Origin of the sequence: Arthrobacter echini (genome assembly GCF_004803505.1) — a bacterium.
GTDB lineage: Bacteria > Actinomycetota > Actinomycetes > Actinomycetales > Micrococcaceae > Arthrobacter_D > Arthrobacter_D echini.
The window spans coordinates 11872-24699 of record NZ_SSWH01000004.1 but is presented as its reverse complement, the minus strand read 5'-3'; the positions used below and the strand labels follow the sequence as shown (position 1 = coordinate 24699).

Annotated in this window: 7 protein-coding genes; 5 read left to right on the top strand and 2 right to left on the bottom strand. The window is 69.2% G+C overall.

Features of this window, described 5'->3' with window-relative positions; translation table 11 throughout:
- Window positions 1-111 precede the first annotated feature (111 nt).
- Complete coding sequence (locus E8P82_RS05670; RefSeq protein ID WP_281275774.1) at window positions 112-1548, top strand: glucose-6-phosphate dehydrogenase; 1437 nt, start codon at window positions 112-114, stop codon at window positions 1546-1548.
- Between the two features lie 54 nt (window positions 1549-1602).
- Here the strand turns inward: E8P82_RS05670 and ftsY are convergent, their stop codons facing one another.
- Complete coding sequence (gene ftsY / locus E8P82_RS05665) at window positions 1603-2796, bottom strand: signal recognition particle-docking protein FtsY (protein ID WP_136453542.1); 1194 nt, start codon at window positions 2794-2796, stop codon at window positions 1603-1605.
- Window positions 2797-2898: 102 nt separating this feature from the next.
- On the opposite strand from ftsY, the gene E8P82_RS05660 reads away from it, so the two are divergent.
- Window positions 2899-4215, top strand: coding sequence for an MFS transporter (locus E8P82_RS05660; protein ID WP_136453541.1), 1317 nt, complete (start codon window positions 2899-2901; stop codon window positions 4213-4215).
- A 21-nt stretch (window positions 4216-4236) separates the two neighbouring features.
- Here E8P82_RS05660 and smc read toward each other — a convergent pair whose 3' ends face one another.
- Window positions 4237-7863, bottom strand: a complete 3627-nt coding sequence (gene smc, locus E8P82_RS05655; protein WP_136453540.1) for a chromosome segregation protein SMC — start codon at window positions 7861-7863, stop codon at window positions 4237-4239.
- Window positions 7864-8086: 223 nt separating this feature from the next.
- Here smc and E8P82_RS05650 point away from each other — a divergent pair, with 223 nt between their 5' ends.
- From E8P82_RS05650 to E8P82_RS05640, 3 genes are read left to right on the top strand one after another with little or no spacing between them, the layout of a single operon-like run.
- Window positions 8087-9112: a 3-oxoacyl-ACP synthase III gene (locus E8P82_RS05650; RefSeq protein WP_136453539.1), complete on the top strand. Its 1026-nt coding sequence runs from the start codon at window positions 8087-8089 to the stop codon at window positions 9110-9112.
- Window positions 9106-11781, top strand: coding sequence for an alpha/beta fold hydrolase (locus E8P82_RS05645; RefSeq protein ID WP_136453538.1), 2676 nt, complete (start codon window positions 9106-9108; stop codon window positions 11779-11781). Before E8P82_RS05650 ends, E8P82_RS05645 begins: the two co-directional genes overlap by 7 nt.
- The gene (locus tag E8P82_RS05640; RefSeq protein WP_136453537.1) at window positions 11778-12746 is read left to right on the top strand and encodes an NAD-dependent epimerase/dehydratase family protein; all 969 of its coding nucleotides are present in this window, start codon (window positions 11778-11780) and stop codon (window positions 12744-12746) included. The genes E8P82_RS05645 and E8P82_RS05640 overlap by 4 nt, the downstream gene beginning before the upstream one ends.
- The last annotated feature ends 82 nt before the right edge of the window (window positions 12747-12828 follow it).

The following is a 12828-nucleotide window of genomic DNA, read 5'->3' as shown; positions in this document are numbered from 1 at the left end:
TGCGCCGGGCAGTACCTGCGCGGCCCGGTGACCTGGACGGGGAACAATGACGGGGAACAATGACGGGGGACAATATGGGACACGCCCGGGAAGTCATGGCACAGTGAGGGCGTGGACACTCACTCACTCGCAGAACACGATTCGATCCCCGCCGAAGCGGACACCCGCGTGAAGACGCTGCTGGTCCTGGGCGCGTCCGGTGACATGGCGGGCCGCCTCCTGCTCCCCGGACTGGCCCGGCTGATCCGCCTCGGGCGCGCTGACGGCCTCAAGCTCGTCGGTGCCGGCTCCGACGACTGGACGAACGAGCACTGGCACGAGCGCATCGACGGCTCGTTCGCCCTGGCGATGGAGAAGGCGGACGACGCCGGGCGGGCCGCACTGCAGCAGGTCCGCAATGACAGTTCCTATCACTTCCTCGACGTGACGAAGCCGGGTCTGGCCGATCTCGTGGCAACCCTCGACGGCCCGGTCGCCATCTACTTCGCCCTGCCACCGGCCGTCAGCCAGAAGGCCTTCAATGCTCTCGGTGCCGATTCCCTGCCCGAGGGCACGCGACTCGTCATGGAGAAGCCGTTCGGCACGGACCAGGCCTCTGCCCACCTGCTCAACGAGAAGCTGGCGAAGGTCGTCCCCGAGCAGAACATCCACCGCGTGGATCATTTCCTCGGTAAGGCCACGGTCTTCAACATCCTCGGACTGCGTTTCGCCAACCGCATCCTCGAGCCGGTGTGGAGCAATCTCCACATCGAGAAGGTCGAGATCTTCTTCGACGAGGCACTCGCCCTCGAGAACCGTGCCCGCTACTACGATCACGCCGGTGCCCTGCGGGACATGATCCAGAGTCATCTGCTGCAGGTCATGGCTCTGCTGGCCCTGAACGCGCCGTCGACCCTGCACGAGCGGGATCTGCGCGACCACATCGGTTCCGTCCTACGCGCGAGTTCGGTGGATCTCGACGCCCCGGGCAGCAGTCGGCGTGCCCGGTACACCGCGGGCCGGATCGGCGATCGGACGGTCTCCGACTACACGGCCGAGCCCGGCGTCGATGCCGGCAACAACACGGAGACGCTTGCCGAGATCACCGTCTCGATCAACAATGAGCGGTGGTCGGGGGTACCGTTCATCCTTCGCTCCGGCAAGGCCCTCGGAGTCACGCGCAAGGAGGCCGTGGTGACGTTCAAGCCCGTGAGCCATCTGCCCACCGGCTTCAAGGGTGAGGACGTCCCCACGAAACTGCGCATCGGCTTCGGCCCCGACACACTGCAGCTCGAAATCGACGTGAACGGTCCGGGCGACATCTTCTCACTGGACCGCACCACCCTCAGTACCGATCTGAACGCCACCGATCTGCTCCCCTACGGCGAGGTGCTCGAGGGTGTCCTCGCCGGGGATCCCACGCTCTCGGTCCGCGGTGACACGGCCGAGGACTGCTGGCGCATCGTGGACCCCGTTCTGAAGTCGTGGTCCCAGGGCCAGGTTCCACTCGACGAGTACACCGCCGGGTCGGCCGGGCCGGAGGCCTGGCCGACCTCGCGCGGCGAGTAGCCGGGCGCCGCCGGTGCTAGCTGACTCACGGTCCGCTGACACCGGCCGAGATGCTCAGTTCAGGAGGGCGTCGACGAACTCTTCGGCCTCGAACGGCGCCAGGTCGTCCGCGCCCTCCCCCAGCCCGATGAGCTTCACGGGTACCCCGAGGCTGCGCTGGATGGCCACGACGATGCCGCCCTTCGCCGTACCGTCCAGTTTCGTCAGGACGATCCCGGTGATGTCGACCACCTCGGCGAAGACCTTGGCCTGATTCAGGCCGTTCTGGCCCGTCGTCGCGTCCAGCACCAGCAGGACCTCATCCACGGCACCGTGCTTCTCCACGACGCGCTTGACCTTCCCTAGCTCGTCCATCAGCCCCACCTTGTTCTGCAGACGCCCTGCCGTGTCGATCAGGACCACATCGACCTCCTGCTCGATGCCGGCCTTCACGGCGTCGAACGCCACGGAGGCGGGATCGGCGCCGTCGACGTCGGACCTGACGGTCGGCACGCCGACCCGCGCACCCCAGGTGGCCAGCTGCTCCGCCGCGGCTGCACGGAAGGTGTCCGCAGCTCCGAGCAGCACATCCTTGTCGTCAGCCACCAGGACGCGGGCCAGCTTGCCGACCGTCGTGGTCTTCCCCACACCGTTCACGCCGACCACCATCACGACGGCGGGGCGGTCCACATGGCGCTCGGTGGCCAGCGATCGGTCCATGGCCGGGTCGACGAGCTTGACGAGTTCCTCGTGGAGCATGCCCTTGACCTCCGCGGCGTCACGGCTGCCGGCTACCTTCACGCGCTCGCGCAGTGCATCGACGAGCTCCATGGTGGGGTCCGTTCCCAGATCCGCCAGCAGGAGCGTCTCCTCCACCTCGTCCCAGACGTCCTCGTCGATCCTGTCCCGCGAGAGCAGGGCCAGCAGGCCCTTGCCGAGGGCGTTGTTGGAGCGCACCAGCCGCGCCCGGAGGCGGGCGAGCCTGCCCTGTACCGGGTCGACGAGGTCCAGTCCCGGAGCGGGCGGTGCCTCCTCGAGGCCGCTGAGATCGTCGGGGACGAGCACGTCCGTCGTGGTGCCGTCGGGGCGGTCCAGGACATCCGTGGAGGTGGCACCGTGCGGTCCGGGCTCCACGCGGTCATCGGGATCACGCGGCGACGAGTACAGCCCCGGCGGTGTGCGTCGGCCGCGGACGAGTAGCGTGATGAGCGAGCCGATGACGGCGATGGCGAGGACGATGAAAATGACGGGCAGCAGTAATTCATTCACCGATCCACCTTCTCACAGCGCTCATCCCGCCCACCTGTCCGACGACCGGTGACCACTCGTCCGTGATCACGGGTCGTCGGACAGTGAGAGAATGCGAGAACCATGTCCGGCTCCCCACGCACGCGCAGACACCCCTCCCCCGGCGATCCCTCCAGGAGGCGGCCGTCATCCAGCCGGTCCGCCGTCGAGAAGCAGCCGATCCCGCGCGAGATCAAGGTCCTCATCGCAGCAGCCTTCGTGATCGCGATCGGCTTCGGGCTCGTCGCACCGATCCTGCCCGCCTTCGCCCAGAGCTTCGACGTCGGGGTGACCGCGGCATCGGTGATCGTCAGCGCCTTCGCCCTGACGCGCCTGCTGTTCGCGCCGGCAGGCGGGTGGCTGATCGAGCGGGCCGGGGAACGGCCCGTGTACATTGCCGGCCTGCTGATCGTGGCACTCTCCACCGCTGCGAGCGGGTTCGCCGCCTCCTACTGGCAGTTGCTGATCTTCCGCGGCCTGGGCGGTATCGGGTCCACCATGTTCACGGTCTCCGCGATGGGTCTGATCGTCCGACTCGCCCCTTCGGCGATCCGCGGTCGGGTCTCCGGCGCCTACGCCACCGCGTTCCTCCTCGGTAACATCGGCGGACCCGTCATCGGCGGTCTGCTCGCGGGGTTCGGGCTCCGCGTACCGTTCCTCGTCTACGCCGTGACACTGCTCATCGCCGCGGCCGTGGTGTTCTTCCAGCTGAAGGACACCTCCCTCGCCGATCGCCAGGCAGCGCGCAAGCAGGCGCCGCTGACCGTCGGGGTCGCACTCCGCGATTCCGCCTACCGTGCGTCGCTGGTGTCCAGTTTCGCCAACGGCTGGTCCTCGTTCGGCATCCGGATCGCGTTGGTGCCCCTGTTCGCCTCGGCGGTCCTGGGTGCCGGCCCCGAGATCGCCGGACTGTCCCTGGCGTTCTTCGCCACCGGTACCGCTCTCGCCCTCACCGTCTCCGGGCGCCTCACGGACAGCGCCGGCCGGAAACCTCTCGTGATCACCGGCCTGATCATCAACGGGCTCGCGATGGCCGCCCTCGGGTTCTCCGGCAACGTCGTCGTGTTCCTGGCGATCTGCGTGGTGGGCGGTATCGGAACGGGGCTGCTCAATCCGGCGCAGCAGGCCGCTGTGGCCGACGTCATCGGTCGGGACCGAAGCGGGGGGAAGGTTCTCGCCGCGTTCCAGATGAGTTCCGACCTCGGCGCCATCTTCGGCCCGATCGTGGCCGGGATCATCATCGACCGGCTCTGGGTGGGCTCCTACGATCTGGCCTTCATCACCACGGGCGCCATCGCCCTGCTCGCCGCCGTGGTCTGGCTCGGCGCCAGGGAGACCCTGTCGAAGTCGCGGAAAACCAGTGGCGAGCAGGCAGGGGCCTCCTCCGACGGCACGGACTGAGCGGGCTCGACGCGTGCGTGCTCAGTATTCAGCCGGCGCTGCGAGGCGCTGGCTGATGACCGTCGATACGCCGTCGCCCCGCATGGTGACGCCGTAGAGGGCGTGGGCCATCTCCATCGTCCGTTTCTGATGCGTGATGATGATCAGCTGGCTGGTCCGGCTCAGATCCTGCAGGATCGCGATGAGCCGACCGAGATTCGTGTCGTCGAGCGCTGCCTCGACCTCGTCCATGACGTAGAACGGCGAGGGGCGCGCCTTGAAGATGGCGACCAGTAGGGCAACCGCCGTCAGGGAACGCTCCCCGCCCGAGAGCAACGAGAGCCTCCTGATCCTCTTGCCGGCCGGCCGGGCTTCCACCTCGATGCCTGTGGAGAGCATGTCCTCGGGATCGGTGAGGACGAGCCTGCCCTCTCCCCCGGGGAAGAGGGCGGCGAAGACGCGCTCGAACTGCTCGGCGGTGTCCTGGTAGGCCGCCGCGAAGACCTGCTCCACGCGCTCGTCGACCTCCCGGATGATCTCGAGCAGATCCTTGCGGCTGTCCTCGAGATCGGCCAGCTGCGTACTGAGGAACTGGTGCCGTTCCTCGAGTGCCGTGAACTCCTCGAGCGCCAGGGGATTGACCTTTCCGAGCGCGGCGCGGTCCTTCTCGGCCCGCCTGAGTCTCTTCTCCTGCTCGCTGCGCACGAAGGGCCGCCCCGTCGGGACGGGGTGACCGGCGTCGTCGACCGGTGCGCGCAGCTCGGCCCACCTGTCCTCGTGCACCGCATCTTCCGGGACAGGACGGTGGGGGCCGAATTCCGCCACGAGATGATCCGGGGTCAGCCCGAGTTCCTCGAGCACCCGTTTCTCCAGGGCTTCGATCCGAAGTCTCTGCTGCGTGCGAGCGAGCTCGTCCTGATGCACCGCATCGGTCAGTCGAGCCAGGTCCTCACCGAGATCCGTGTTCCTCCGCCGGATCTCCTGCAGCTGCATGTCCCGGTCGCGGCGCAACTGTTCCATGGTGGTCCGGTTCTCGGCGGCCACGGCCATGGACGCAGCCGCGTACTCCTCCGCCTGCCGTGCACCCCGGGCAACTGCACCGGCCCTGAGCGCCTGGGCCCTGCGGATCCGGGCCCTGCGGGCCGCCTGCTCCTGCGTCCGGCGCTCGTCACCCGCCGCCCGTTCCAGCGACAGGGCCCGATTCTTCAGGGCCGAGAGCTGCTCCTCGCTACTGCGCAGGGTCAGGCGTGCCTCGAATTCACCCTGGCGTGCCTCGGCGGCGGCCTGCCGGAGCTCCTCCTGCCGCTGAGTCGACGGCTCGGTCTCCACAGGACGCTCGCGGAGTCGTTCGAGGGCTCGTGCGGCGTCCGCCAGCTTCGTGACCTCGCGCTCGTGCGTCGACCGGGCGGTGCTCAGGAGAGCATCCAGACGGTCCTTCTCGCCGGAGGCCGAGTGCCGGGTCGCGTTCAGCTGACCGAGTTTCTCGGTCAGCGCGGCCATTCTCGCATCGGAGTCGTGCAGGTGTCCCAGTGCCTCGTCGACGTGCTGCCGGGCTGACCGGTGACGTCCGCGCACCGTGCCCAGACGAACCCGGATGTCCTCCGCTGCCGTGACGGCGCGCGTCAGCTCAGCCTGGGTCTGCTCGGCGGCCGCGCGCCGTTCGAGATACGCCGGCGCCCCGGCTGAGCCGCCGCGCGCCGTGTGCGGGGACAGGACCTCACCGGTCCGGGTGATCGCTGCGCGAGCTGATCCGCTCTCCACCGCGCGGACGCCGTGCGGGAGATCGTCCACCACCACGAGCCCGCCCAGCAGACTCTCGAGCGCGGCCCGGACCTCGGGTGGGGCTGCGACCACCGAGAGCAACGGAACAGCACCCTCACCGGCGACGCCCTCCTGTGCTTCCGCCGTGCGATCCGCGGTGCCGGGCTCGATGTCCCCGCGCTGGACCGCGCGGTGTCCCGGCGCGATCACGAGCGAGACCTGACCGGCGTCGTCGCGCCTGACCCGCTCGAGAGCAGCGAGCGCCGCAGGGAGACTCTCGACGATCACGGCGTCGCTGAATTCCTCGAGCGCGACGGCGAGCGCCCGCTCGTAACCCGCAGCCACCTGCAGGACGTCGGAGAGCGGCTGCAGCACACCGTCCAGTCCGGCGTCGAGCAGTGTCCCTGCGGCATCGCGCTGGAGCAGCCCCTCGCGCTGCACCTCGAGTCGGGCCGCCAGGGAACTGCGTTCACGATCGGTCCGACGCTCCTGGTCGAGGAGTGATTCCAGCTCCGCGCCGATGGACGTCAGAATCGCGGATGCTTTCTCGTACTCGGCGTCGAGCCCTGCTTCGCCGGCCTCGTCCACCCGGACCTGACCCTCGAGTGCTGCGAACGCGCGTTCGGCTGTTCGCTGGTCCTCCTCGGCTGCGCTGATCGAGGCACGCAGTCGTGCCAGGTCGGCCACTGCGGCGTCGACCCGGGTCTGCGCCGCGCCGACGGTTCCTGTGAGTCTCGCCATCGCCTCGCGCTGATCGGCCGCGGAGCGCAGGAGGCCGGCGAGTCTGGCATCCTCCTGCGAGGCTGCTGCCTCCGCCTCCGTGCGATGGACCAGAGCGTCCTCGAGCGCTCGGGCATTCGCGGTGACCTGCTCCTGCAGCGTACCGGCTTCCGCCCGCGCCTGCGCGGCGTGGCGATCGAGCCGGTCCGGGTCGGTCCGCCTATCCGGGCTGGACTCGCCCTGTTCCAGCAGGTACGCCCGGTCCTCCGCTCGCACCGCGAGGGCTGCTAGCTTCTGCCGGGCACCGGAGAGCCCGTGCCAGGACTCCCTCGCTCCTTCGAGGTGGAGCGCAGCTGCGGCGGAGTCCTGCTCGAGCTCGCGCTGCCGCTCGCGGCCCACGGCGAGCTGATCCTCGAGCGTCGAGCGCTTCGCCTGTAGTTCTGCCTCCGCCGCGACCTCCCGGTCATGGGCCTCGCGCAGACTCACCAGATCGTCGGCGAGCAGACGCGACCGCGCGTCCCGGAAGGCGAGCTGCACCTGCTGGGCGCGGCGCGCGACCTCTGCCTGCTTGCCCAGGGGGGTCAGCTGCCGTCGAAGCTCGGCGGTGAGATCGGACAGCCGAGCCAGATTCGTCTGCATGGCTTCGAGCTTGCGTACCGTCTTCTCCCGCCGCCGACGGTGCTTGAGGATTCCTGCGGCCTCCTCGATGAAACCGCGGCGCTCCTCCGGCGTGGCGTGCAGCACCCTGTCGAGCTGGCCCTGGCCCACGATCACGTGCATCTCCCGACCCAGACCCGAGTCCGACAACAATTCCTGGACATCGAGGAGCCGGCATGCTCTGCCGTTGATCGCGTACTCGGAACCTCCCGTCCGGAAGAGGGTCCGGGAGATCGTGACCTCCGTGTAGTCGATCGGCAGGGCGCCATCGCTGTTGTCGATGGTCAGGACCACCTGGGCACGCCCGAGCGGCGCGCGGGCGGAGGTCCCGGCGAAGACGACGTCCTCCATCCTGGCGCCGCGCAGGCTCCTGGCACCCTGCTCACCCATCACCCAGGCGAGCGCGTCCACCACGTTCGACTTGCCGGATCCGTTGGGACCGACGACGGCGGTGATGCCGGGCTCGAAGTCGAAGGTTGTCGCCGAGGCGAATGACTTGAACCCGCGCACGGTTAGACTCTTCAGATGCACGGTGTCAGGATCTCCAGGTGGGGTAGGACTTGCCCAATCTACTGGACGGCATCCGAGGACCACCGCATCGGGACCGCTCGGTCGCGGGTACGGGAGAGCTCCACGTGACCCGACCCCGCCTACCAAGTAGGCTTACCAAAGTTTCAGCACTATCCGAAGGCGTTCGCTCCCACCCGCCGGTGGGGCGTTTCACGGACGCTGACCAGTTGACGAGGCAGGAAATTTGACCGGTAACGCGACGTTCCGACATGACAACACGGCTCTGCTCGCCGTCACGAGCGTGGAGGCGCCGGTAGTCGTCAGTTCCACCGAGTTCGACGAACGGCTGGCCCCCAGCCTGAAGAGGCTCCGGCTCTCCAAGCGACTGCTCGAGCGGGTGGCGGGGGTGACGGAGCGCCGGTGGTGGTCCCCAGGTTCCGACTTCGACGACGCGGCGATCGAGGCCGGTGCGAAAGCCATGGCCGAGGCAGGGATCGAGCCCGGTGACGTCGGCCTGCTGGTCAACACGTCGGTGACCCGGCGCAACCTCGAGCCGTCCGTGGCCGTGAAGATCCACCACTCCCTGGGTCTGCCGACCTCCGCCATGAACTTCGACCTCGCGAATGCCTGTCTCGGTTTCGTCAACGGGATGACCCTGGCCGCGAACATGATCGATTCGGGCCAGATCAAGTACGCGCTGATCGTGGCAGGTGAGGACGCGCAGAAGACGCAGGAGGCCACCTTCAATCGGCTCAATCACGAGGATTCGACGCGGGAGGACTTCCTCAGCGAGTTCGCGACCCTGACGCTCGGCTCCGGAGCCGCCGCGGCCGTCATCGGGCCGGCCGACCTCCACCCCGGCTCGCACCGGATCCTCGGCGGCGTGTCCCGCGCCGGTACGCAGCACCATGAACTGTGCGTCGGCGGGATCGACGGCATGTACACCGACACCAAGGGACTCCTCGACGGCGGTCTGGATCTGGTGGTCACCGCCTGGCACGAGGCCCAGGAGGACGGCTGGAAGTGGGACGCGATGGATCGCTACGTCACCCACCAGGTCTCCACGTCCTACACCAACGCCATCATCAAGGCCGTCGACCTCGAGCGGCAGCGCGTTCCCATCACCTTCCCCCACTGGGGCAACGTGGGCCCGGCATCACTGCCCATGACCCTGGCCCAGGAGTCCCAGTCGCTGAACCCGGGCGACCGCGTGCTCTGCCTCGGCGTGGGATCGGGCCTCAATACGTCGATGATGGAGATTGCGTGGTAGCACTCCCTGGCGTCGACCCCTCGTGGTCGACGTTCGCGGACGTACCCTCCACCAGCTCGGCCGACACCCCCGGCACCACCCACCGCTGGCACTACCTCGACAATCGGGCGGACCACGACGGCAGGACGGTCAAGGGAACGCTCCTGTGCGTGCACGGCAACCCCACCTTCTCCTTCCTCTGGCGCACATACCTCGCGGCAGGGCTTGCAGCCGGGTGGCGGGTGATCGCCGTGGATCAGCTCGACATGGGGTACTCCGCCAGGACCGGCGTGTTCCGGCGGCTCGCGGACCGCATCACCGATCTCGAGGACTTCGTCGCCGCCGTGGGCCTCACGGGCCCTGTGGTCACCGTGGGACATGACTGGGGCGGTGTGGTGAGTCTCGGCTACGCCGACCGGAACCGCGCAGGGCTGGCGGGTGTGATCCTCACGAACACGGCCATCCACCAGGATCCCGCACGCCCCATCCCTGCCCCACTCCGGCTCGCACTGGCCAGGGGCGTCCACCGGCTCGGCACACGGACCACCAGCGCGTTCCTCGACGTGACCCTCGCGCTGGCACGGCCGCGCCTGGACCGTCAGGTGCGCCGTGCCTTCAGGGCTCCCTATCGTGACGCGAAGGCCCGCCAGGGCATCGCGAACTTCGTGGCCGACATCCCGGTAGGGCCCACGCACCCCAGTTACGCCGCGCTCACAGCAGCGGCAGAGGGTATCCGCAGCATCACGGTTCCCGTGCTGATGATGTGGGGACCGCAGGATCCCATTTTCTCCGACCCCTATCTCGAGGATCTGGCCCGGCGTCTCCCCCACGCGGACATCCATCGCTTCGAAGGCGCCGGACATCTGGTGCAGGAGGACGCCGATACCGCGTCCACGGCCCTGCAGTGGCTCGAGGCCCGCGGTGTGGGACTCGACCCGGTCCCCGCAGGAGCACTCGAACGCTCCGGACACACGGCATACGCACCGCTCGGACAGCGCGTCGGTGAGCTCGCGGTCGGACCGGACAGCGGCAGCACCGCCGTAGCGGAGATGACCGCCGCCGGAGTTCCGAGAACGCTGTCCTGGCGCGAACTGCAGGACGACATCGAGCGTGTCAGCCACGGTCTCCTGGCCCGCGGAATCGGGCACGGCAGCCGGGTGAGCCTGCTCGTGCCGCCGGGCGTGGACCTCACGGTACTGATCTACGCGTGCCTGCGTGTCGGCGCCGTCATCGTCGTGGCGGATGCAGGCCTCGGGGCGCGCGGTCTGAGCCGCGCCGTCCGGGGGGCGGCACCCGATGTGGTCATCGGCATAGAGCGAGCCCTTGTCGCCGCACGGGTCTTCGGCTGGCCCGGGCGCCGGATCAGCGCGGCACCCCTGTCCGCTGCCGAACGATCGGCGCTCGGGATAGAGGCGTCCCTGAAGGATCTGCGATCCACCGCATTGTCTGCTACCGGAGGTGCTCCCCCGGAACCGGAGGCGGACCCTGACGCCGATGCGGCGATCCTTTTCACGTCCGGCTCCACAGGTCCTGCGAAGGGAGTTGTCTACACCCATCGGCAGCTCGCCGCCATGCGGGACGCCGTGGAGCGAACGCTCGGCCTCGGCCCGGGGACGGCACTCGTGGCGGGCTTCGCTCCGTTCGCGCTGCTGGGGCCTGCACTGGGCGCCACTTCGGTCACGCCCGCCATGGACGTCACTGCTCCACGGACCCTCACCGCCCAGGCACTGGCGGAGGCGGCCGAGGCCATCGAGGCCACCGTCGTGTTCGCCTCTCCCGCCGCGCTGCGGAATGTCCTCGCCACACGCGGCGAGCTCACGCCGTCGGGCAGGACTGCGCTGGCCCGGATCACGCTGCTCCTCTCGGCCGGTGCACCGATTCCCGTGCCCCTTCTCGAAGCCGTGCAGGACCTCGTTCCAGCCGCCGACCTGCACACGCCCTACGGGATGACGGAGTCCCTTCTGGTCGCCGACATCGATCTGCAGGGCATCCGGGAGGCCATGACCGCGGTCGGCACGGGCACGGAGGGCGCTGGCAACGGTGTGTGCGTGGGGCGTCCGGTGCACGGGGCTCGCGTGGGCATCGCCGCGCTGGACGACGTCGGCGCCCCGTCGCAGGACGTGACCGTCGAGCCCGGTGTGACCGGCGAGATCCTCGTCAGCGCCCCGCACGTGAAGGATCGCTATTTCCGCCTCTGGAGGACGGAGCAACTCTCCGCCGGCATTCCGCCGTGGCACCGCACGGGCGACGTAGGGCACCTCGATGCCGACGGACGGCTCTGGGTCGAGGGCAGGCTGGGTCATGTCATCAGCTCACCCGATGGCGCCATGACGCCCGTGGGGCTCGAGCAGGCGCTGGAGGGGCTCGATGGCGTCCGGCTCGCCGCCGTCGTCGGCGTCGGCCCGATGGGTACGCAGGTCGTCGTCGCCGTCATCGAAGAAGACACAGCGGGTGATGCAGTGGACGGCGGAGGCAGGGCAGCACCGAAGCGTCGTCGCGCGCGCCTGGCCGACGATACCGTGACCGCACGTGCCCGGGCGCTTGCGCGCGAACGCGGCATCGACCTCGCTGCGGTGATCGCCGTCCCGCGGCTCCCGGTGGACATCCGCCACAACGCGAAGATCGACCGTACCCGTGTTGCCCGATGGAGCGCTCGCTTCCTCGCAGGCGGGCGGTCCGGGCCCCTGTGACCGTTCTCGTGACCGGGGCGAGCGGCATGCTCGGACGTGCCGTGGCCGAACAGCTTCTGGCCGACGGCGAGGAGGTGCGCTGCTTCCAGCGCCGCCCCTCCGGTGTGCGGGGAGCCCGTGACCACCTCGGGTCCATCGAGGACTCCGCCGCCGTCACGGAGGCAGTACAGGAGTGTTCGAGCGTGGTCCACCTCGCCGCGAAGGTCTCGTTCACCGGCACCGCGGCCGACTTCGACCGGATCAACGTCGTGGGGACCCGTTGCCTCCTCGATGCGGCACGAAAGGCAGGCGTCGGCGACGTCGTGTACGTCTCCTCACCGTCCGTCGCGCACAGTGGATCCTCCCTCGTGGGCGCCCCGGCGGGGCCGGCGGACCCGACGCATGCGAGGGGTCACTACGCCCGCACGAAAGCCGCGGCCGAACTCCTCGCCCTCGCCCGGTCGTCCCCCGGGTTCCGCGTTGCGGCCGTGCGGCCCCACATCGTCTGGGGTCCGGGCGACACGCAGCTCGTGGAGCGCGTGATCCAGCGCGCCCGCCAGGGGCGCCTCCCGCTGCTCGACGGCGGGACCGCCCTGATCGACACCACCTACGTGGACAACGCGGCCGTTGCGATCGTCGCCTGTCTGCGCCGCATGCACCAGGCACAGGGACGGGCCCTCGTGGTCACCAACGGAGAGCCGCGGCCCATCGCCGAACTGCTCGCGGGCATCTGCCGCGCGGGCGGTGTCGCACCACCTCGCTGGTCGGTTCCGGGCCTCGTCGCGCGTGGCGCCGGAGCCGTCATCGAACGGGCATGGCTGGCGGCGGGCCGTTCGGAGGAGCCGCCCATGACCCGTTTCCTGGCCGAGCAGCTCTCCACTGCGCACTGGTTCGACCAGCGTGCCACCCGTGAGGTTCTCGACTGGACACCTGCCGTGGATATCGAGGAGGGCCTTCGGCGGCTGGAGTCGTACTACCGCCGTTGAGGAATGGGCCTTCGGCTCACCGGCCTCACGACGGCCCTGATCGCGCCTGCCGCTCGGAGGAACTCCTACCTACGACGAAGGA